Source organism: Burkholderia sp. YIM B11467, assembly GCF_052952715.1.
The window spans coordinates 331,122-352,554 of the sequence record NZ_JBQVSQ010000006.1 but is presented as its reverse complement, the minus strand read 5'-3'; the positions used below and the strand labels follow the sequence as shown (position 1 = coordinate 352,554).

Sequence of the window (21,433 nt, the reverse complement as noted above, 5' to 3'; positions counted from 1 at the left end):
CCGGCACGCATGCCGTCGCAGTTTGAAGAATCCATCGTCATTCTCAGAGGAAACCCATGAGTGCAATCGTAGATATCATCGGCCGCGAGATTCTGGATTCGCGCGGCAACCCCACCGTCGAATGCGACGTGCTGCTCGAATCGGGCACGATGGGCCGCGCGGCGGTGCCGTCGGGCGCGTCCACGGGCTCGCGTGAAGCGATCGAACTGCGCGACGGCGAAGCCGGCCGCTACAACGGCAAGGGCGTGCTGAAGGCAGTCGAGCACATCAACACCGAAATCTCCGAAGCCATCATGGGCCTCGACGCGTCGGAACAGGCGTTCCTCGACAAGACGCTGCTCGAGCTGGACGGCACCGACAACAAGTCGCGCCTCGGCGCGAACGCGATGCTGGCCGTGTCGATGGCGGTCGCGAAGGCTGCCGCCGAAGAGGCCGGCCTGCCGCTGTACCGCTATTTCGGCGGTTCGGGCGCGATGCAACTGCCGGTGCCGATGATGAACATCGTCAACGGCGGCGCTCACGCGAACAACAGCCTCGACATCCAGGAATTCATGATCGTCCCGGTCAGCCAGCCGACGTTCCGTGAAGCCCTGCGTTGCGGCGCGGAAGTGTTCCACGCGCTGAAGAAGATCCTGAGCGACCGCGGCATGAGCACGGCAGTCGGCGACGAAGGCGGCTTCGCGCCGAACTTCGGCAGCAACGACGAGTGCCTGTCGACGATCCTGCAGGCGATCGAGAAGGCCGGCTACCGTGCGGGCGAAGACGTGCTGCTCGCGCTCGACTGCGCGGCATCCGAGTTCTACCACGACGGCAAGTACCAGCTCGCGGGCGAAGGCCTGCAACTGTCGTCGGCTGAATTCACCGACTACCTCGCGACGCTCGCCGACAAGTTCCCGATCGTGTCGATCGAGGACGGCATGCACGAAAGCGACTGGGAAGGCTGGAAGCTGCTGACCGAGCGCCTCGGCAAGAAGGTGCAGCTGGTCGGCGACGACCTGTTCGTCACGAACACGCGGATCCTGAAGGAAGGCATCGAGAAGGGCATCGCTAACTCGATCCTCATCAAGATCAACCAGATTGGTACGCTGACCGAAACGTTCGCGGCGATCGAAATGGCGAAGCGCGCGGGCTACACGGCCGTGATCTCGCACCGCTCGGGCGAAACGGAAGACTCGACGATCGCGGACATCGCGGTCGGCCTGAATGCCGGTCAGATCAAGACGGGTTCGCTGTCGCGCAGCGACCGCATCTCGAAGTACAACCAGCTGCTGCGCATCGAGGAAGATCTCGGTGACATCGCGAGCTACCCGGGTAAATCGGCTTTCTATAACCTGCGCTAACGCGCTACTATCGGGTTTGTCATATCGACGCCGCTCTGTGCATGATGCGTAGAGCGGCGCTTCTTATATCTGCGTCTCTTACATGCGGCTTGTCACTGTCGTCCTGATTGCCTTGCTGGTGCTCATTCAGTACCCCCTATGGTGGGGACACGGCGGCTGGCTGCGGGTGCATGAATTGCGTCAGCAGCTTGGCGACCAGCTCCAGAAGAATGCGGACGAGAAGCTGCGCAACGAGCGGACCGCCGGCGAAGTGCAGGATCTGCAGAGCGGCACCGCGGCCATCGAGGAGCGCGCGCGCTACGAGATGGGCATGGTGAAGGACGGCGAAGTATTCGTGCAGTTCGTGTCGCCGAATGCGCCGGCAGGGCCGCTCAACAACACGCCTTCGAGCACGTCGACGCGTGGTGCCGTGTCCGCGGCGCCGGTGCGGGTCGTGCCGAATCCGCAGTCGATGGCGAAGCCGTCGCGGCATCATGGCGGCGACAAGGGCAAGGCTGCGCATCACTGAGCGCGACAACGCGAATCCATTGAAAAAGCGCGGTAAATGCCGCGCTTTTTTATTTCCTGCCAGTTATCAATCGACCGGGCGATACACGCTCACCACCACCAGCCCGGGTAGCCGTAACCGTAGCCGATGCCCGTGCCCCAGCGATTTCCCCATCCGCCGTAATACCCGCCGTAGACGGTCACCGGCGGCGGCGAGTAATACGCCCATGCGCGCGCGGCCGCCTCGGCTGCTATCGCGCTGTCCTGTTCGCGCAGGACCTGCCGGTCGATCTCGTCGTAGCGCTTGCGTTCGGCGCTCGACAGCACGGGCGGCTGGCCGCCCGACGCGCCCGGTTCGGGCAGGCGGCTCAGGATCGTGGCAGTCGGCGGCGGCACCGCGCAGCCGGCGAGCGCGAGCGTGCCGGCTGCGACGCTCGTCAGGACGATGATGCGAAACGGACGATTCATGGGGTTCTCCTGCAGCGCGCCGACGACGGGAAGCAGCTTGCGCCGAAGGTCGAGCCTCCGGCGCCGGAGCCGTGCGTGCGACGCTCGTGTGCGTCATTATGCGCCCGCGCCCGGACGGCAGGCAGCGGGCGCGCCGCTCAGTGACGCTGGTCGGTCGCAGGCGCGATGCCGGTCTCGACCGCGGGTGTCGCGAACAACTGCGCGACGTCGACGGGATCGAACTCGTAGCGCTGGTTGCAGAACTCGCAGTGGATCTCGACGTGGCCGCGCTCGACGATCACGCTGTCGACTTCGTCGTGGCCGAGCATGCGCAGCATCGCAGCGACCTTCTCGCGCGAGCACGAGCACTGGAAGCGCGTGCCGGCCGGTTCGAAGTGCTGCACGTTCTCCTGCCAGAACAGCCGGCGGAACACGACTTCCGGTTCGACTTCGAGCAGTTCCTGCGCGGACAGCGTGCCGCCGAGCGCGCAGACACGCTCCCACGTGTCGAGATCGGTTTCGGCGTTGCGCGGCACGATGCCGCCGTCGCCAGGCAGCTTCTGCAACAGCATGCCGACCGCACGGTCGCGATCGGCCGCGAGCCACAGCCGCGTGTCGAGCTGCTCGGAGTGATGCATGTAATGCTCGAGCACCTGCGACACCGATTCGAGCGGGCCGTCGACGCCGTTCAGCGGCACGATGCCCTGGTACGGCTGCTGGCCCGGCAGCTTGTCGGCCGGGTCGAGCGTGATCACGCAGCGGCCGTGACCGCTCGCGTTGACGAGCGACGCGAAACTCATGTCGTCGCCGATCGTCTGCGCCGTATCGCCGGAGAACTTCGCGGTGGCCCGCATCGACAGATCCGAGCTGCACTGGACGACCAGCATCTGGACCGGCCCGTCGCCGAAGATCTGCATGATCAGGGTGCCGTGAAATTTCAGGTTCGCGGACAGCAGCGCGCACGCGGCCATCATCTCGCCGAGCACCGTGCGCACGGGGGCAGGGTAGTCGCGGCGGGAGAGCACTTCCTGCCACGTATTGCGCAGCGAAACGATCTCGCCGCGCACGGGCGCCGCATTGAACATGAATTTCTGTAACTGGTCGCTCACTCTTCTTCCTTGAAAACCGTGCGAATCACCCGATCCGCACGAGTTGCTCCTTGAAATGCGCACGCCGCTCGACGTACGTCTTCGCGTTCGTGCGCAGCCGCGCGATGTCTTCGGCCGACAGCTCGCGCACGACTTTCGCCGGTGCGCCGAGAATCAGCGAATTATCCGGGAACGTCTTGCCTTCCGTCACGACCGCGCCGGCGCCAACCAGACAGTTGCGGCCGATGACCGCTCCATTCAAGACCACCGCCTGAATACCGATCAGCGAACCTTCGCCGATCGTGCAGCCGTGCAGCATGGCCTGGTGCCCGATCGTCACGTTTTCGGCAATCGTCAGCGGAAAGCCGGGGTCCGTGTGCAGTACCGCGCCTTCCTGGACGTTGCTGCCGGCGCCCACGGCAATCTGCTCGTTGTCGCCGCGAATCGTCGCGCCGAACCAGACGCTCGCGTTTTCCTCGAGCACGACCTTGCCGATGATGGCCGCCGTATCGGCGACGAATACGCTTTCGTGGATCGTCGGGGCCGTATCGCCCAGCTTGTAGATCGTCACGGAGTCTCCTTGTCTCTTCGATGATGGGCGCCGGTAGAATGGCGCGTCTGGTTTGCCCGGCGCATTACGCCGCGGAACAATCGCATATTGTAAACCGTCGCGTGCGTGCGCTCCCGCGACGCGCATGCAGGGTGTCCCCGTTTATGAGCATGGAGTCTTCTTCTTTCGGCAATGCGCCAGCCTGCGTGCGCGGTACCGCGCTCGACGCGCTGCGTGTCGCCGAACCCGCGGCCAAGGCCGCGCAAGTGCGCGCGTTGTACGACGCGCTGCTGGCCGGGCGCGCCGCGATCGCACCGTCGCTCGAACTGCGCGAACCGGCCGATCTGCCCGGACGTCCGGCGCGTCCGACGCTCGTCGAGCCGCGCCAGCTCGAGCGACGCAGCATGCGTTCGCCCGAAGGGCGCGCGGTGCTGCTGCACGCGCTCGCCCATATCGAATTCAACGCGATCAACCTGGCGCTCGACGCGGTCTGGCGCTTTCCGGGCCTGCCCGATGCGTTTTATGCGGACTGGCTGAAGGTGGCGGCCGAGGAGGCTTATCACTTCACGCTGCTGTCCGACCGGCTGGCGGCATTCGGCCATGCGTACGGCGATTTTCCCGCGCACAACGGGCTGTGGGAGATGTGCGAGCGGACCAAGGGTGACGTGCTCGCGCGCATGGCGCTCGTGCCGCGCACGCTCGAGGCCCGCGGGCTGGATGCGTCGCCGCCGATCCGCGCGCGGCTCGTGCAGGCGGGCGACGACGCGTCGGCCGCGATCCTCGACGTGATCCTGCGCGACGAGATCGGCCATGTCGCGATCGGCAACCGCTGGTTCCGGCATCTGTGCGACGAAGCCGGCCGCGATCCGGTGCCGGCCTACCGGCAGCTCGCCGAGCAATACCATGCGCCGCGGCTGCGCGGTCCGTTCAATTTCGATGCGCGTCGCGATGCCGGATTCGAGCAGGCCGAACTCGACGAGCTGGCCGCGCAGGACGGGGCAGACGGCGTTGACGGAAAAGCGGCGCGTTAGCCGGTTCGTGTTCGGCTGCGATTCGTTTGCCGCCGGCCGACGCGCGCGCGTGGCTGGCGGCGTTTCCCGGTCGGTCAGCCGGCCCGCCCGGCGGGCCGTTGAGTGACCGCGCCGCTAGAGCGGTGCCTCGATTGCCGGCCGCCGGAACGGAGGCGCCGCCGCTATAATCGAACGACCATTCTTTTTTCTGGCGACTGCAATGAGTGCCTCGAGTTCCGTTTCCGATTTCGTCCTGGTGCGCGGCGTCCGGCTGCATGTGCGGCGCTGGGGGCGCCCCGATGCGCCGACGCTGTTCATGCTGCACGGCTGGATGGACGTTGCGGCGTCGTTCCAGTTCGTCGTCGATGCGCTGGCGGGCGACTGGCAGGTGATCGCACCCGATGCGCGCGGCTTCGGGCTGTCCGACTGGCCGGTCGCGCGGCAGGGAGGCGGCCACTACTGGTTCCACGAATACCTGAGCGACCTCGATGCGCTCGTCGACCACTATGCGCCGACCGGCGAAGTCAACCTGGTCGGGCACAGCATGGGCGCGAACGTCGTGTGCCTGTATGCCGGCGCGCGGCCGGAGCGCGTGCGGCGCGTGGTCGACCTCGAGGGTTTCGGGCTCGCGCCAGCACGAGCCGAGCAGGCGCCGCGCCGATTGCGCGGCTGGCTGGACGAGTTGCGCGAGCCCCCCGCGCTGCGCGCTTATGCGTCCCTCGACGAAGTGGCGGCGCGCCTGACCAAGACCAATCCACGGCTCGATCCGCACCGCGCTGCGTTCCTCGCCGCGCACTGGTCGAAGCGCGGCGATGATGGCCTTTATCACCTGCTGGCCGACCCCGCGCACAAGATGCCTGGCCCGCTGCTTTACCGGCTGGACGAAGTGATGGCCACCTGGACGCAGGTGCGTGCGAAGGTGCTGCACGTCGAGGCCGTCAATTCGCCGACGCTCGCGCACATCGCCGGCGACATCCCGCTACACGAATTCAAGGCGCGTTTCAACGCGTTTCCCGACTGGCGCGAGAAGCTCGTCGAGGATGCCGGCCACATGGTGCATCACGACCAGCCCGAGCAGATCGCGGCGCTGATCGAGGCGTTCTGCGCGTAAGCGCGCGACGGCAGCGGCGGGGCAGGCGAGCGGCGCGATTGCCGCGTTGCAGTAGAATGAAGCCTTACCTGCCATGCCAACAATGAACGCTGATCTCCACTGCCATTCGAATGTTTCCGACGGGTTGCTGTCGCCTGCCGACGTTGCGCGCCGCGCCCATGCCGGCGGCGTGACCCTGTGGGCGCTGACCGACCACGACGAGATCGGCGGTCAGGCGGTGGCGCGCAGCGAGGCGGAAGCGCTCGGCATGCGCTACCTGAGCGGCGTCGAGATTTCGGTCACGTGGGCGTCGCGTACCGTGCACATCGTCGGCCTGAACATCGATCCCGCGAACCCGGCGCTCGTCGACGGCCTGTACCGCACGCGTCACGGCCGTGCGGCCCGCGCGGTGGCGATCGGCGCGCAGCTCGCGACGCTCGGCATTCCCGGCGCGTACGACGGCGCGCTCAAGTACGTATCGAATCCCGATCTGATCTCGCGCACGCATTTCGCGCGCTTTCTCGTCGAGAACGGTCACGCCGAATCGACGTCCGACGTGTTCGACCGCCTGCTCGGCGACGGCAAGCCCGGGTTCGTCCCGCATCGCTGGGCAGCACTGTCCGATGCGGTCGCGTGGATTCGCGCGGCGGGCGGCGAAGCGGTGGTCGCGCATCCGGGCCGTTACCGCTATTCGCCCGTCGAATTCGACGCGTTCTTCGGCGAGTTCATCGATTTGGGCGGCCGCGCGATCGAGGTCGTCACGGGTAGCCACACGCCCGACCAGTACCGCGAATACGCGGACGTTGCGCGCCGCTTCGGCTTCGAAGTGTCGCGCGGCTCGGATTTCCATGCACCGGGCGAGGGCCGTGTCGAACTCGGCGGCTTGCCGCCGTTGCCGCCCGACCTGACGCCGGTCTGGGAACGCTGGCTGTGACGCCGGGCGGCTGCCCGCCGCCCGTATCGCCGCCGACTGCGCATCCGATTCCTCCCTCTTTACGTGTCCCCATGTCCCAGTTCTTCAGGATTCATCCGGATAATCCGCAGCCGCGCCTGATCAAGCAGGCCGTGGAGATCGTCAGCAAGGGCGGCGTGATCGCGATGCCGACCGATTCGAGTTATGCGCTCGCGTGCCATCTCGACGACAAGGATGCGGTCGAGCGCGTGCGCCGGATTCGCGGCCTCGACGAGAAGCAGCACCTGTCGCTGCTCGTGCGCGACCTGTCCGAGCTCGCCAACTTCGCGATGGTCGACAACCGCCAGTACCGGCAGATCAAGTCGGTGACGCCGGGCCCGTACGTCTTCATCCTGCAGGCGACGAAGGAAGTGCCGCGCCGGCTGTCGCACCCGTCGCGCAAGACGATCGGGCTGCGCGTGCCCGATCACGCGATCACGCTCGCGTTGCTGGAGTCGCTCGGCCAGCCGCTGCTCGGCACGACGCTGATCCTGCCGCCGGACGACGAGCCGCTCAACGATCCCGACGACATCCGTGCGCGGCTCGAGAAACAGGTCGACCTCGTGATCGACGGCGGCGCATGCCCGCGCGAGCCGTCGACGGTGATCGACCTGACCGGCGACGAGCCGGAACTCGTGCGCGCGGGGCGCGGCGCCCTCGAACCGTTCGGACTCTCGGCCGCGTAAGCGCGCCGTCCTTTTTTGCGCGAGTGCGCTTGTTACAATAACGCGATATGGATGCTTCCCTGATACAGACCATCGCCGTCTACGCGCTGCCCGTGATCTTCGCGATCACGCTGCACGAGGCCGCGCACGGCTACGCCGCCCGCCTGCTCGGCGACAACACCGCCTACATGATGGGGCGCGTGTCGTTCAATCCGATGCGCCACATCGATCCGATCGGCACGATCGCGATTCCGCTCGCGATGTATTTCCTGACGGGCGGCGCGTTCCTGTTCGGTTATGCGAAGCCGGTGCCGGTTTCGTTCGGCAACCTGCGCGATCCGCGCTGGGGCAGCCTGTGGGTCGCGCTCGCGGGCCCGGCCTGCAATTTCGTGCAGGCGCTGGTCTGGGGCCTGCTGACCCTCGTGCTGCCCGCCGTCGGCGTCGACGAGCCGTTCTTCACGCGGATGGCGTTTGCCGGCGTCAGCGCGAACCTCGTGCTCGGCGTGCTGAACCTGTTTCCGCTGCCGCCGCTCGACGGCGGCCGCATCCTGGCGGCGCTGCTGCCGCCGAAGCAATCGATCGCGCTGTCGCGCATCGAGCCGTACGGTTTCATCATCGTCCTCGTGCTGGTCGCGACGGGCGTGCTGACGAACTTCTGGCTGCGCCCGCTCGTCAATGTCGGCTACGCCGTCCTGAGCGCCATCCTGTCTCCCTTCGCCTCGCTTTTCTAACGACAATCATGTTCCCAGAACGTATTTTCTCCGGCATGCGACCCACCGGGTCGCTGCACCTCGGCCATTACCACGGCGTGCTGAAAAACTGGGTGAAGCTGCAGTCCGAGTACCCGTGCTTTTTCTGCGTCGTCGACTGGCATGCGCTGACGACGCACTACGAGACGCCCGAGGTCATCGAGAAGAACGTGTGGGACGTGCTGATCGACTGGCTCGCGTCCGGCATCGATCCGGCACAGGCGACGCTGTTCATCCAGAGCAAGGTGCCCGAGCATGCCGAGCTGGCGCTGCTGCTCGGCATGAGCACGCCGCTCGGCTGGCTCGAACGCGTGCCGACCTACAAGGAGCAGATGGAGAAGCTGAAGGACAAGGACCTGTCGACCTACGGCTTCCTCGGCTACCCGGTGCTGATGGCGGCCGACATCCTGCTGTATCGCGGCTCGCTCGTGCCGGTCGGTGAGGATCAGGTGCCGCACGTCGAGATGACCCGCGAGATCGCGCGCCGCTTCAACTACCTGTACGGCCGCGAGCCCGGCTTCGAGGAGAAGGCGCTCGACGCGGCGAAGAAGCTCGGCGGCAAGCGCGCGAAGCTCTATCACGAACTGCGCAACGCGTATCAGCAGGAGGGCGACGACGAGGCGCTCGAACAGGCGCGCGCGATGCTGCAGGAATCGCAGAGCCTGTCGATGAGCGACCGCGAACGCCTGTTCGGCTATCTCGAAGGCGCGCGCAAGATCATCCTGGTCGAGCCGCAGGCGCTCCTGACCGAAGCGTCCCGGATGCCGGGCCTCGACGGGCAGAAGATGTCCAAATCGTACGGCAACACGATCGGCCTGCGTGAAGACGCCGAGACGATCACGAAGAAGGTCCGCACGATGCCGACCGATCCCGCGCGTGTGCGCCGCACCGATCCGGGCGATCCCGACAAGTGCCCGGTGTGGCAGCTGCACCAGGTCTATACGGACGAAGCGACGCACGAGTGGGTGCAGAAGGGCTGCCGTTCGGCAGGCATCGGCTGCCTCGACTGCAAGCAGCCGGTCGTCGAAGGCATCCTGCGCGAGCAACAGCCGATGCTCGAGCGCGCGCAGAAGTACATGGACGATCCGTCGCTGCTGCGCGCGATCGTCGCGGACGGTTGCGACAAGGCGCGCAAGTACGCGACGGAAACGATGCGCGACGTGCGTGACGCGATGGGCCTGTCGTACAACTGATCCCGATGAGCGCATCCGTCATCGCCGCCGCGGGCGGCCACGTCGCCCAGGCCGAGCCGTCGCGCTGGGTCGCGCAATGGTCGCGGCTCGTTCCGGCGGGCGGTGCGGTGCTTGACGTTGCCGCGGGCGGCGGCCGCCATGCGCGCTGGTTCGCGTCGCACGGGCACCCGGTCGTCGCGCTCGATCGCGATCCGGCCGCGCTGGCTGCGTTGCGGGCGATCCCGGGCGTCGATGCCCGCGACGCCGACCTCGAAGGCGCGCCGTGGCCGCTACCGGCCGGCGAGCGGTATTCGGCCGTGATCGTCACCCATTATCTGCATCGTCCGCTCTGGCCCCATCTGCTCGATGCGGTGGCGCCGGGCGGCGTGCTGATCTACGAAACCTTCGCGCAAGGAAACGAAACGGTCGGGAAACCGTCCAACCCCGCGTTCCTGCTCGCCCCGGGCGAGTTGCTGGACGCCGTGCATGGCCGCCTGCGGGTGGTTGCGTACGAGGACGGTTTCGTTGCCGCGCCGCGCGAGGCGTTTGTCCAGCGTCTCTGCGCGGTGCGCGAGGGCGCGACCCCGAAGGCGGGGGCGGGAATTCCACGTTACGAACTGCCCGGCTAATCCGCTACAATCACAATGTTTACCGGTACATAATCTCAATCGCGTTTCATGGCTAACGGCACCCAAGACGGCATTCAAATCCGCGGCAGCATCCCCGCGATCGTCACCCCGATGCTCGAAGACGGCAGTCTCGACCTGCCGGCGTTTCGCAAACTGATCGACTGGCACATCGCGGAAGGCACCGATGCGCTGGTCGTGGTCGGTACGAGCGGCGAGTCGGCAACGCTCAACGTCGAAGAGCACATCCTGATGATCCGCACGGCGGTCGAGCATGCGGCGAAACGCATCCCGATCATCGCGGGCGCGGGCGGCAACTCGACCGCCGAGGCGATCGAGCTGACGAAACACGCGAAGGCTGTCGGTGCGGACGCGACGCTGCAGGTCGTGCCGTACTACAACAAGCCGACGCAGGAAGGCATGTACCGTCACTTCAAGACGATCGCCGAAGCGGTCGATCTGCCGGTGATCCTGTACAACGTGCCGGGTCGCACGGTCGCCGACATGGCGAACGAGACGACGCTGCGCCTCGCGCAGGTGCCGGGCATCATCGGCGTGAAGGAAGCGACCGGCAACATCGATCGCGCCGCGCAGCTGATCAAGGCGGCGCCGAAGCATTTCGCGATCTACAGCGGCGACGATCCGACCGCGATCGCGCTGATGCTGCTCGGCGGCCACGGCAACATCTCGGTGACGGCGAACGTCGCGCCGCGCGCGATGAGCGAGCTGTGCCGCGCTGCGCTGGCCGGCGACGTGAAGACGGCCCGCGAGTTGCACATGAAGCTGCTGTCGCTGCACAAGAACCTGTTCATCGAGGCGAACCCGATCCCGGTGAAGTGGGCGCTGCAGGCGATGGGCAAGATGCAGGGCGGCATCCGGTTGCCGCTCACGGCGCTCGACGAGCGCTGCCACGATGCCGTGCGTTCGGCCCTTGTCGAGGCCGGCGTCCTCGCCTGATGCCGAGGCGGCCGCGTCCTGCGGCCGCCGGCTCGACCCCTGATCAACCCGCACCGGCCGGCTCCGTCCGGCGCCGCTCCTGACGAGCGTTCTAGCAAGACGAAGGATTTCATGAAACGTTTCGCCTTTTCCTCTCGCGCCATCCAGATGTCGGTGGTGGCGCTGGCGCTGGGCGCGCTCGCTGGCTGCGATACGCTGAACGACTATCTGGCCCCCGACCGGGTCAACTACAAGAACACCGGTTCGGCGCCGCCGCTCGCGGTGCCGAGCGACCTGAAGCCGGTGCCGACGACCCAGCAGTTCGTCGCGCCGCCGACCAACGCGGGGCTCGGCACGCTGCCGCCGCGGGTCACGACGCAGGCCGGCAACGCGACCGACGGCATCCCGAGCGCGCAGGATCCGCTCGGCATGCACATCGAGCGCGACGGCGATCGCCGCTGGCTCGTCGTCGATGGCCGGACGCCCGAGCAGCTGTGGCCGATCCTGAAGGAGTTCTGGCAGGAGAACGGCTTCTCGCTGAAGACCGATGCACCGTCGACGGGCATCATGGCCACCGACTGGGCTGAAAACCGCGCGAACATTCCCGACGACTGGTTCCGCCGCACGATCGGCAAGGTCATCGATTTCGCGTACTCGTCCGGCACGCGCGACCGCTTCCGTACGCTCGTGAACCGCACGTCGGACGGCAACACCGACATCTCGATCACGCACAGCGCGATGGAAGAAATGATGGTCGGTCCGCAGGGCGGCACGTCGTCGCGCTGGGAAGAGCGTCCGCGCAACCCGGTGCTCGAAGCCGTGTTCCTGTCGAAGCTGATGCAGAAGTTCGGCCTGACCGACGCGCAGGCGAAGCAACTGCTGACCGATGCGCATCCCGCGACGGCACCGGCGCAGGTCAGCGATACCAGCAGCGGTGCCGCGACGCTGCAGCTGGCTGAATCGTTCGACCGTGCGTGGCTGCGCGTGGGCCTTGCGCTCGACCGTACCAACTTCACGGTCGACAATCGCGACCGCGAGAAGGGTGTGTACACCGTGCGCTATGCGAATTCGATGGAAGAGCTCAAGCGCGACGGCCTGTTCGGCAAGCTGTTCTACGGCGGCCCGTCGGCCGCGAAGCCGGGCAAGGAATTCATGGTCAACGTGCGCGCGCAAGGCAGCGGCGGCACGCAGGTCGCGGTGGTCGGCGCAGACGGCCAGGTCGACAACTCGTCGGACGCGCAGCGGATCATTTCGCTGCTCCACGCGCAGCTGAACTGAGCGCGTGCGATTCGCCAGCCTCGGAAGCGGCAGCGAAGGCAACGCGCTGGTCGTCGAGGCCTCGAGCGGCACGACGACCACCCGCGTGCTGCTCGACTGCGGCTTTTCCGCCAAGGAGGTCGAGCGCCGTCTCGGCCGACTGAATCTCTGCATCGACGATCTCGATGCGATCCTCATCACCCATGAACACAGCGACCATGTCGGCAGCGCGTTGACGCTTGCCCGGCGTGCGTCGTTGCCGCTCTACATGAGCTGGGGCACCGCGCGCGCGGTAGGCGCGGACGAGGCCGATGTCGATCTCCACGTGCTGTGGGGCGACGAGACGGCCGCGATACGCGATCTGGCCGTGATGCCCTATACGGTCCCTCACGACGCTCGGGAGCCGCTCCAGTTCGTCTTTATGGACGGCTGCCGCCGGCTCGGCGTGCTGACCGACGTCGGGATGGCCACGCCGCACATCACGGCCGTCCTGAGCGGCTGTGACGCGCTGGTGCTCGAATCCAACCACGACACCGCGATGCTGGCCGCGAGCCGCTATCCGCAGTCGCTGAAGGCGCGCATCGGCGGCAACCACGGTCACCTGAGCAACGACGCGGCGGCCGACATCCTCGCATCGCTCGAACGCAGCCGCCTCAAGCACCTGGTGGCGGCGCACCTGAGCCAGCAGAACAACCTGCCGGAACTGGCCCGCCAGGCGTTTGCCGGCGTGCTGGGGACGAGCGGGGAGGATGTGATCGTCGCCACGCAGGACGCGGGGTTCGACTGGCTGACGCTCGGATGAGCGGGGCAGGGCCGCTGCGGCGGCCCGGTACGACTGCCGGGCGCTCGATCCGCAAACGGCAGACGTAAAAAAACCGGCCCTCGGGCCGGTTTTTTTTCAGCTGAATGCTGAGGCTTACTGGCTTGCGCCCGAAGCCGGAGCAGCCGTCGCTGCCGAAGCAGCCGACGCCACTGCAGCAGCAGCGTCGCTCGCAGCAGCCGTTGCCGACGAAGCAGCAGCAGCAGCATCGCTCGCAGCACCAGCAACTGCCGAAGCAGCCGTCGAAGCGGCAGCAGCCGCGTCGCTTGCAGCCGACGAAGCAGCTTGATCAGCGCTCTTGTTGCAAGCAGCCAGTGCAACAGCAGCCAACAGGGAAGCTACGAGGAGGGATTTCTTCATGATCACGTCCTTTTATGGTTAAAGGTAAGCAACAGCGCGAAACAATACCGGTAATGTGCTCCAACACCGACCTGGGCCGCTGGTGGAGATGCACTTCTAGAGCGTGAATCTTCCCTACGGCTTGGGCGGAAATTATATGCACTTTCCTATCGACCGTCGACAAATGCGGGGTCAATACGTTGTCTTTCCCATACAGAATTTGATCCGTATGGGCATACGGGGCGACTCACACTAATTCCGGTCCCCGACCCGTATCCAGCCCGCACGATACCACTCGTGCAATAAAGCTGTCATCGAGGGAGCCCGGGATAGTGTTACAAACCGTTTCGCCTCCATCTGGCGTTGATTGGCCAGTTCGGGCAGCCATTCCTCGGCATGCTCGAGTGGTCCTTCCTCGCCATTAATGAAGTACGAGCGCGCGTTATACATCAATGCGGCCCTTCTGTCGAGACACACGCCACGGCGCGACGCTTGCGCAACGAACGCGGCCTCGGACAGCGGGCGCGCCGGCGGGTCGAATACGACGTTCGGCTTGGGCTCGCTCAGGTAACAACCGAGGAATTCGGCGACGTCACGTTTGCGCCAGCGGATGGCGTCGACGATCTCGGCGACGCGTTCGACCATGGCCGGAGGCAACTGCGCGGGCGTGTCGACGGCCGGCTGCTTCGGATCGCGGTAGAGGTCGTCGCCGCACCCGTCGCGCAGGCCGCCGCGCTCCGCGAGATAGTACAGGAACTGGGCGCCCAGTTCGCCTGCGGAAGGGGCCCGGAAGCCGATCGAGCAGGTCATGCATTCGCCTTCGGCGACGCCGTCGTGCGCGATGTGCGGCGGCAGGTACAGCATGTCGCCGGCCTCCAGCACCCATTCGTCGCTCGGCTCGAAGTTTTCGAGGATCTTCAGCGGCACGTCCGGCTGCAGCGACAGGTCCTTCTGCGCACCGACGCGCCAGCGGCGCCGGCCTTCGACCTGCAGCAGAAATACGTCATATGAATCGAAGTGCGGGCCGACGCCGCCGCCGTCCGTCGCATACGAGATCATCAGGTCGTCCAGGCGCGCGTCCGGGATGAAGCGGAACCGGTCGAGCAACGCGCGTGCCGCATCGACATGCAGGTCGAGCCCCTGCACAAGCAGGGTCCAGGCCTTGCGCGTGACGGCAGGCAGCGAGTCCGGCTCGAACGGACCGTGGGCTAGTTGCCACTTGTTACGAAAATGGGTGATCAGCCGCGATTCCGCGTCATAGTCCGCTGCCAGCTCGAACAGCGCATCGCGCGTGACCGGCGACGCAACGCCGGGGATCGCCTGGCGGATCAGGAGCGGTTTTTTCTGCCAGTAGTCGCGCATGAACTGCGCCGGCGTGAGACCGCCGAGCAGCGGTGTGGGAAGATCGGAAGGCGGCGCGCCGAGCGGGGCGGCAGCGGCATCCCGCGGTTCGGCTTGAGACCGGTTGCGCATCGTATAATGAGACTTGTATTTGGGAGAATTGGATGAAAATCGCAAAAAACACCGTCGTGTCGGTCACTTACAAGCTGTCGGATGCACAGGGCAATCTGATCGAGGAAAGCGACGAGCCGATGGTCTATCTGCACGGCGGCTATGATGGCACGTTCCCCAAGATCGAGGAACAACTCGACGGCCAGGAACCGGGTTACCAGGCACAAGTGCAGCTCGAGCCGCAGGACGCGTTCGGCGACTACGATCCCGAACTCGTGAAGATCGAGCCGCGCGATCGTTTTCCCGAGCCGATCGAAGTGGGCATGCAGTTCGAAGGCACGCCGGAAGACGGTGACGAGGACGTCGATTCGCTGATCTATACGGTCACCGACATCGCCGACGACAAGGTCGTGCTCGACGGCAATCACCCGTTGGCCGGCATGGCGCTGCGTTTCGCACTCACGGTGCAGGACGTTCGCGAAGCCACCGAAGACGAAATCGAGCATGAGCACGCGCATGGCGCGGAAGGGCTTGAAATCGTCGACGAGGACGAAGAGGAAGACGGCGAGTCGCCGTCAGGGCGCACCCTGCACTGAGCTTGCAGGCAGGCCGGGCGCCGGCCCCGATGCAGGGGGCGGCGCAGGCCACGACGCGCCGCCGGGTGCGGCGCCGTCGCCCTGCAGTGGCGGCGCGACCGACGACGAGTCGGGCAGCGCCGGCAACGCGGGAATTTCCGGCATCTGCGGCAGCGGGACATCGTCGTGCGGCACGAGCGGCAGCGCAGGCGGCACCGGCAGGTTCTTCGGCACCTCCTGCAGGCTCACGTTGAAGATGGTCTGCTTCGCCGGCGACACACTCACCTTTACCCACTGATTTGCCGGATGGCGCGGTCCGATCGCGACGCGCGTCACGTTTCCGATCAGTTCACCGTCGTCGGCTCGCAGCGGACGATCGATCAGAAAGCCGTTCGCAAGTGGTTCGCCGCTCGCGTGCATCACCAGTATCGGGCCGCGGAACGTCGCCGCCGCCTTCACCAGCGTTCGTTTCAGTTCACGGAAGCCGTCGCGCACGCGCGGCCGGTTGAAACGCAGCCATGCGAAGCGCTCCGCGCGTTCGTAGCGCTCGAACTGCGGATCGCCTTCGAAAATCACCACCATCGCGCGCGCTTCGCGCCGCTTCGCGTATTCGGCCGCGTGGTCGATCCAGAAACCGTTCGCGATGACGCGATCCTCGAATTCGCCGTTGCGGCCGCCGGCCGTCAGGAAATGGTTGTTCGGCGCCGGCGCGTTGAGCGCGACATAGACGATGTCGTCGCGCATCCAGCGTGCGTTCTCGCGATACGGCCGGAACCGTGCGACTTCGCTTTCCCGCGTGATCTGCAGTGCGCCCGGGTCAGGCAACGCCGAATCGGCGAGCAGCGTCTGCCGCAGGAAGTCGAGCCGTTCGACCGGATCGTAGCCGCCGCCGGCCGCCGTATTGCACGTTATCCAGTCGTCGTGGCCGGGAATGAACACGAGCGGCACGCGTGCCGCGTCCAGGATCGCGCCGCGCTGCGAATACAGCGCATCGCGGCACGCTTCCTTCGAGCCCTTGAGATCGCCCGCATAGACGACGAACGCGAGGTTGCGCTCGCGCGCGATCGAATCGAGCAGCCGCTGCGCGGCCGGTTCGTCCGCCGGTACGTTGATGACGCCCGACACGACCGCGAACGAGTAGGGCGCGGTGGTGCGCTTCGGCGGCGCAGCCAGCGCGCCGGCCTGCGCGAGCGCGAGCACCGCCGCGACGAGCGCGGCGGCGGCGCGGGCCGTCAGGCCCTGCGGGATGCGCTTACGCGAGCCCGTCGGCATCGTACGACCGGACCAGCGTGCGCAGTTCGTACAGCAGGTCGAGCGCCTCGCGCGGCTTGAGATCGTCGGGGTCGATGTCGCGCAGTTTTTCGAGCGCCGGATGCGGCGTGTCGGGCCGCGCCGGTGCGTCCGCGCATTCGAGATCGTCGGCGATCGCCGGCTGCGCGCTGAACAGGTCGAGTTGCGGCGTGTGCTGCGTGGCCGACTGCTGTTCGAGATAGGCGAGGTGCTTGCGCGCGGCGCGGATCACGGGCGCCGGAACACCCGCGAGCTGCGCGACCTGCAGACCGTAACTCTGGTTCGCCGGGCCTTCGTTGACCGCGTGCAGGAACACGATGCCGTGGCCGTGCTCGACGGCCGACAGGTGGACGTTGGCTGCTTGCGGGAATTCGGCCGGCAGTTGCGTCAGCTCGAAGTAGTGCGTTGCGAACAGCGTGTAGCAGGTGTTGTGCGCAAGCAGGTGGCGCGCGATGGCCCACGCAAGCGCGAGGCCGTCGAACGTCGACGTGCCGCGGCCGATCTCGTCCATCAGCACGAGACTTTGCGGCGTCGCGTCGTTGAGGATCGCCGCGGCCTCGGTCATCTCGACCATGAACGTCGAGCGGCCGCCCGCGAGATCGTCGGCCGCACCGATGCGCGTGAAGATCCGGTCGATCGGGCCGAAACATGCCGACCTGGCCGGCACGTAGCTGCCGACGTATGCCATCAGCGCGATCAGCGCGGTCTGCCGCATGAACGTCGATTTACCGCCCATGTTCGGGCCGGTGATCAGCAGCAGCTTGCGCTCGGTGCCGAACCGGCAGTCGTTCGCGATGAACTGTTCGACCTGCGCTTCGACGACCGGGTGGCGGCCCTGTTCGATGTCGATGCCGATCTCATCGGTGAAGGTCGGCGCGACCCAGTCGAGCGCACGGGCCCGCTCGGCGAATGCGGCGAGCAGGTCGAGCTCGGCGAGCGCCGACGCGACGCGCTGGCACTCGGGGATGAACGGCAGCAACGCCTGCAGCACCGCGTCATACAGTGCGCGTTCGCGCGCCAGCGCGCGCTCCTGCGCGGACAACGCCTTGTCCTCGAAGGTCTTCAGTTCGGGCGTGATGTAGCGCTCGGCGTTCTTCAGCGTCTGGCGACGGCGGTAATCGTCGGGCACCTTGTCGGTCTGGCCGCGCGTGACCTCGATGTAGAAGCCGTGCACCTTGTTGTATTCGACGCGCAGGTTGGCAATGCCGGTGCGCGCGCGCTCGCGCGCTTCGAGATCGATCAGGAACTGCCCGCAGTTCTCGGAGATGTCGCGCAGCTCGTCAAGCTCGGCGTCGTAGCCGCGTGCGATCACGCCGCCGTCGCGCACCATCGCGGCCGGCTCGGGCGCAATCGCGCTCGTCAGCAGGTCGAGGCATTCGGCGGGCGGCGCGAGCGCCGCGTCGACGCGGGTGAGCGCGTCCGCATTCGCGACGATCGCGCTGATGCGCTCGCGCAGCGCCGGCAACGCGGCGAACGTGTCGCGCAGGCTCGACAGGTCGCGCGGGCGTGCGGACAGCAGCGCGAGACGCCCGGTGATCCGTTCGACGTCGGCGATCTGGCGCAGTGCACTGCGCAGCGCATCGAGGCTCGCGTTCGCCGGCGCATCGAGCAGCGCGCCGATTGCCTGCTGCCGCGACTGCGCGGCGACCGACGCACGCGGCGGGTGATGCAGCCAGTGGCGCAGCAGGCGGCTGCCCATCGTCGTGCAGCAGGTGTCGAGCAGTGAATACAGCGTCGGCGATTCGGTGCCACGCAGCGTCTCGGTCAGTTCGAGGTTGCGGCGCGTCGCCGGATCGAGCCCGATGAATTCGGTTTCGTTCTCGACCTTCAGGCTGCGCACGTGCCGCAGTTGCTGGCCTTGCGTGGCCGCTGCGTAGAGCAGCAGCGCGCCGGCCGCACCGCACGCGCTCGTCAGCGAATGCGCGCCGAAACCGTCGAGGCTCGCGACATCGAGCTGGTCGCACAGGCGCTGCGTGCCCGACGCGATGTCGAAGTGCCACGCCGGCACGCGCTTGGTTGCCCCCGTGCCAGCCGGCACGGCGTCGGTCGCGCCGTCCGCCGTCAGGATTTCGGCCGGCCGGATGCGCTCGAGCGCGGCGCCGAGCTGCTCGGGTTCGATTTCGGTGAGCCGCAGCGCGCCGCTTGCGAGGTTCAGCCACGCGAGGCCGATGTTGACCGCGACGCCGCGCTTGTTGTGGCCCGTGCACATCGCGAGCAGGTAGACGTCGTTCTTGTCGGACAGCAGCGCGGCATCGGTCAGCGTGCCGGGCGTGACGACACGCACGACCTTGCGCTCGACCGGGCCCTTCGACGTGGCCGGATCGCCGATCTGCTCGCAGATCGCGACCGACTCGCCCATCTTCACGAGCTTCGCGAGATATTGCTCGACCGCGTGATGCGGCACGCCGGCCATCTTGATCGGCGTGCCGGCCGATGCGCCGCGCTGCGTGAGGGTCAGGTCGAGCAGGCGCGAGGCCTTTTCCGCGTCTTCGAAGAACAGCTCGTAAAAGTCGCCCATCCGGTAGAAGACAAGCGTGTCGGGATGATCGGCCTTGATGCGCAGGTACTGCTGCATCATTGGAGTATGGCCGGCGAAGGCTTCGGGCGACAGCGTGGTCATAGGTCAGGCATGAAGTTGTTGCTTTGGTTGCCCGAGTTTACCAGTGGCCCCGACCTGCAAGTGCGAAGTTCGCCGTTTGGCCAGCCGTCGGACATTGCGTCCGGCGGCTGGCGGCCCTATACGGTGATTCGATCCCGTTCGCGGGCAGACAATCGACAGTCGGCTTCGCTCGGCTCACGGTCCGTCGCGCACCGATCCTGTCCCGCGCCTCAGGACGCGTGTGTCGACGTCATGCTGAGTGCCACCGCTTGCGCGACTTCGATACCGTCGATGGCTGCCGAATAGATGCCACCCGCATACCCCGCACCTTCGCCGGCCGGATACAGGCCTTCGACGTTCATGCTCTGGTAGTCGTCCTTGCGTCGAACCCGGATCGGTGACGAAGTGCGCGTCTCCACGCCGGTGAGCACGGCATCGTGCATCGCGAAGCCCGCGATCTTTTTATCGATCTCGGGGAGTGCTTCACGGATTGCTTCGATCACGTAGTCCGGGAGCGCGGTGCTGAGATCGGTCGGCCGCACGCCAGGCTTGTACGACGGCTCCACGGAGCCCAGCGACGTTGACGGCCGGCCTGCGATGAAATCCCCGACCAGCTGGCCCGGTGCGCAGTAATCTCCGCCGCCGAGTTCGAAGGCGCGTTCTTCCCATTTGCGCTGGAACGCAATACCCGCCAGTGGGCCGCCGGGATAGTCTTCCGGCGTGATGCCGACGACGATGCCCGCATTCGCGTTGCGCTCGGCCCGCGAATACTGGCTCATGCCGTTGGTGACCACGCGGCCCGGCTCGGAGGTCGCCGCGACCACCGTGCCGCCCGGGCACATGCAGAAGCTGTAGACCGCACGCCCATTGCTGCTGTGGTGGACCACCTTGTAGTCGGCCGCGCCGAGTTGCTTGTGGCCCGCAAACTTGCCGAAGCGGCTGCGATCGATCAGCCCCTGCGGATGTTCGATGCGAAAACCCAGCGAAAACGGCTTGGCTTCGATATACACGCCGCGATCGTGCAGCATCTGGAACGTATCGCGCGCGCTGTGGCCCACCGCGAGCACCACGTGGTCGCACTGGAGCGTTTCCCCGTTCGAGAGCTTGAGCGAGCGCACCTTGCCCTGATCGATTTCGATGTCGTCGACGCGGGTTTCGAAACGCACTTCACCACCCAGTTCGTGGATCGACGCGCGCATTTTCTCCACCATGCTGACGAGGCGGAACGTGCCGATGTGCGGCCGGCTCAAATACAGGATGTCTTCCGGCGCGCCCGCCTTGACGAATTCGTCCAGCACCTTGCGGCCGTAGTGGTTCGGGTCCTTGATCTGGCTGTACAGCTTGCCGTCGGAGAACGTCCCGGCCCCGCCTTCGCCGAACTGCACGTTGGATTCGGGGTTGAGTACGCTCTTGCGCCACAGGCCGAAGGTGTCCTTGGTGCGCTCGCGCACGGCCTTGCCGCGTTCGAGGATGATGGGACGGAAGCCCATTTGCGCGAGGATCAGTCCTGCAAACAGGCCGCACGGCCCCATGCCGATGACGACCGGGCGCAGGAAAGCAGTGTGCTCGGGGGCCTTCGCGACAAAGTGGTACGCCATGTCGGGCGTCACGCTGCAATGCGGGGTGCCGGCGAGTCGCTTGAGCGCGGCTGCTTCGTCCTTGACTTCGACATCGACGATGTACGTCAGCTTGATGTCCGAGCGCTTGCGCGCATCGTGCGCACGGCGGAACACGGTGTAACGGAGGAGCCCGTCTGCCGGCACGCCAAGGTCCGCGAGACGCGCGCGAATCGCGGCTTCGAGCGCGCTTTCGGGATGGTCGAGGGGGAGTTTAACTTCGCTTAGCCGTAACATGGGTACTCGGATGCTGTCGCCACGACGTCGTGGCGGTGTTGAAACAGGCGGGGCCGGCATGCTGGTGGCGGCGTTGTTCGCCGCGCGGGCATCTCGGACGCGAACCATTCATCGCTGGAACAAGCTGCACGAGGGGC

Annotated in this window: 22 protein-coding genes; 13 read left to right on the top strand and 9 right to left on the bottom strand. The window is 66.5% G+C overall.

Annotated elements, in window-relative coordinates:
* The first annotated feature begins 56 nt into the window (after positions 1-56).
* Positions 57-1,340: a phosphopyruvate hydratase gene (gene eno, locus ACTRWB_RS22595; protein ID WP_006751590.1), complete on the top strand. Its 1,284-nt coding sequence runs from the start codon at positions 57-59 to the stop codon at positions 1,338-1,340.
* An 82-nt stretch (positions 1,341-1,422) separates the two neighbouring features.
* Positions 1,423-1,848 carry a cell division protein FtsB gene (gene ftsB, locus ACTRWB_RS22590; RefSeq protein ID WP_446903255.1) on the top strand — a complete coding sequence of 142 codons (426 nt, stop codon included), beginning with the start codon at positions 1,423-1,425 and terminating at the stop codon, positions 1,846-1,848.
* Positions 1,849-1,937: 89 nt separating this feature from the next.
* Here the strand turns inward: ftsB and ACTRWB_RS22585 are convergent, their stop codons facing one another.
* The 3 genes from ACTRWB_RS22585 to ACTRWB_RS22575 form a co-directional block, all read right to left on the bottom strand.
* Positions 1,938-2,294 carry a hypothetical protein gene (locus ACTRWB_RS22585; RefSeq protein ID WP_129512486.1) on the bottom strand — a complete coding sequence of 119 codons (357 nt, stop codon included), beginning with the start codon at positions 2,292-2,294 and terminating at the stop codon, positions 1,938-1,940.
* 137 nt (positions 2,295-2,431) lie between these two features.
* Entirely contained in the window at positions 2,432-3,382 is a 951-nt protein-coding gene (hslO, locus tag ACTRWB_RS22580) for an Hsp33 family molecular chaperone HslO (protein WP_129512485.1), read from the bottom strand.
* Positions 3,383-3,407: 25 nt separating this feature from the next.
* Positions 3,408-3,932 (bottom strand): gamma carbonic anhydrase family protein, encoded by a 525-nt coding sequence (locus ACTRWB_RS22575; RefSeq protein ID WP_193098678.1) that lies wholly within the window; start codon positions 3,930-3,932, stop codon positions 3,408-3,410.
* A gap of 143 nt (positions 3,933-4,075) precedes the next feature.
* On the opposite strand from ACTRWB_RS22575, the gene ACTRWB_RS22570 reads away from it, so the two are divergent.
* From ACTRWB_RS22570 to ACTRWB_RS22525, 10 genes are all read left to right on the top strand, one after another.
* Positions 4,076-4,942 (top strand): ferritin-like domain-containing protein, encoded by an 867-nt coding sequence (locus tag ACTRWB_RS22570; RefSeq protein ID WP_446903254.1) that lies wholly within the window; start codon positions 4,076-4,078, stop codon positions 4,940-4,942.
* A gap of 199 nt (positions 4,943-5,141) precedes the next feature.
* Positions 5,142-6,032, top strand: coding sequence for an alpha/beta fold hydrolase (locus ACTRWB_RS22565; RefSeq protein ID WP_446903253.1), 891 nt, complete (start codon positions 5,142-5,144; stop codon positions 6,030-6,032).
* Between the two features lie 82 nt (positions 6,033-6,114).
* A complete protein-coding gene (locus ACTRWB_RS22560; protein WP_193098675.1) occupies positions 6,115-6,945 on the top strand; it encodes a 3',5'-nucleoside bisphosphate phosphatase in 831 nt (276 codons plus the stop codon).
* Positions 6,946-7,016: 71 nt separating this feature from the next.
* On the top strand, positions 7,017-7,649 hold the full coding sequence (locus tag ACTRWB_RS22555; RefSeq protein WP_129512480.1) for an L-threonylcarbamoyladenylate synthase: 633 nt from the start codon (positions 7,017-7,019) through the stop codon (positions 7,647-7,649).
* Between the two features lie 47 nt (positions 7,650-7,696).
* Positions 7,697-8,359: a site-2 protease family protein gene (locus tag ACTRWB_RS22550; RefSeq protein ID WP_048248732.1), complete on the top strand. Its 663-nt coding sequence runs from the start codon at positions 7,697-7,699 to the stop codon at positions 8,357-8,359.
* Positions 8,360-8,367: 8 nt separating this feature from the next.
* The gene (locus tag ACTRWB_RS22545; protein ID WP_048248731.1) at positions 8,368-9,570 is read left to right on the top strand and encodes a tryptophan--tRNA ligase; all 1,203 of its coding nucleotides are present in this window, start codon (positions 8,368-8,370) and stop codon (positions 9,568-9,570) included.
* Positions 9,571-9,575: 5 nt separating this feature from the next.
* Positions 9,576-10,178 carry a class I SAM-dependent methyltransferase gene (locus ACTRWB_RS22540; protein ID WP_412021570.1) on the top strand — a complete coding sequence of 201 codons (603 nt, stop codon included), beginning with the start codon at positions 9,576-9,578 and terminating at the stop codon, positions 10,176-10,178.
* Between the two features lie 48 nt (positions 10,179-10,226).
* A complete protein-coding gene (gene dapA / locus ACTRWB_RS22535) occupies positions 10,227-11,132 on the top strand; it encodes a 4-hydroxy-tetrahydrodipicolinate synthase (protein ID WP_048248727.1) in 906 nt (301 codons plus the stop codon).
* Positions 11,133-11,243: 111 nt separating this feature from the next.
* Positions 11,244-12,389 carry an outer membrane protein assembly factor BamC gene (bamC, locus tag ACTRWB_RS22530; RefSeq protein WP_193098673.1) on the top strand — a complete coding sequence of 382 codons (1,146 nt, stop codon included), beginning with the start codon at positions 11,244-11,246 and terminating at the stop codon, positions 12,387-12,389.
* Positions 12,390-12,393: 4 nt separating this feature from the next.
* Entirely contained in the window at positions 12,394-13,170 is a 777-nt protein-coding gene (locus ACTRWB_RS22525) for an MBL fold metallo-hydrolase (protein ID WP_446903252.1), read from the top strand.
* A gap of 114 nt (positions 13,171-13,284) precedes the next feature.
* On the opposite strand, the gene ACTRWB_RS22520 is transcribed toward ACTRWB_RS22525, so the two are convergent.
* Genes ACTRWB_RS22520 through ACTRWB_RS22510 form a run of 3 tightly spaced genes read right to left on the bottom strand, consistent with a single transcriptional unit; the run spans position 13,285 to position 15,000 of the window.
* On the bottom strand, positions 13,285-13,548 hold the full coding sequence (locus ACTRWB_RS22520; protein ID WP_034195863.1) for a hypothetical protein: 264 nt from the start codon (positions 13,546-13,548) through the stop codon (positions 13,285-13,287).
* A complete protein-coding gene (locus tag ACTRWB_RS22515) occupies positions 13,478-13,723 on the bottom strand; it encodes a hypothetical protein (RefSeq protein WP_075122947.1) in 246 nt (81 codons plus the stop codon). Before ACTRWB_RS22515 ends, ACTRWB_RS22520 begins: the two co-directional genes overlap by 71 nt.
* A 56-nt stretch (positions 13,724-13,779) precedes the next feature.
* The gene (locus ACTRWB_RS22510; RefSeq protein WP_343494643.1) at positions 13,780-15,000 is read right to left on the bottom strand and encodes a cupin domain-containing protein; all 1,221 of its coding nucleotides are present in this window, start codon (positions 14,998-15,000) and stop codon (positions 13,780-13,782) included.
* Positions 15,001-15,032: 32 nt separating this feature from the next.
* Between ACTRWB_RS22510 and ACTRWB_RS22505 the strand changes: the two genes are divergently transcribed.
* Positions 15,033-15,575 (top strand): FKBP-type peptidyl-prolyl cis-trans isomerase, encoded by a 543-nt coding sequence (locus ACTRWB_RS22505; protein WP_048248723.1) that lies wholly within the window; start codon positions 15,033-15,035, stop codon positions 15,573-15,575.
* On the opposite strand, the gene ACTRWB_RS22500 is transcribed toward ACTRWB_RS22505, so the two are convergent.
* The 3 genes from ACTRWB_RS22500 to ACTRWB_RS22490 all read right to left on the bottom strand — a co-directional run bounded on the left by ACTRWB_RS22500 (position 15,555) and on the right by ACTRWB_RS22490 (position 21,296).
* Entirely contained in the window at positions 15,555-16,826 is a 1,272-nt protein-coding gene (locus ACTRWB_RS22500) for a hypothetical protein (RefSeq protein WP_205704363.1), read from the bottom strand. The two genes, ACTRWB_RS22505 and ACTRWB_RS22500, sit on opposite strands and share 21 nt — an antisense overlap.
* Entirely contained in the window at positions 16,807-19,464 is a 2,658-nt protein-coding gene (mutS, locus tag ACTRWB_RS22495) for a DNA mismatch repair protein MutS (RefSeq protein ID WP_446903251.1), read from the bottom strand. Before mutS ends, ACTRWB_RS22500 begins: the two co-directional genes overlap by 20 nt.
* Before the next feature lie 209 nt (positions 19,465-19,673).
* Positions 19,674-21,296, bottom strand: a complete 1,623-nt coding sequence (locus ACTRWB_RS22490; protein WP_446903315.1) for an NAD(P)/FAD-dependent oxidoreductase — start codon at positions 21,294-21,296, stop codon at positions 19,674-19,676.
* Positions 21,297-21,433: the final 137 nt, after the last annotated feature.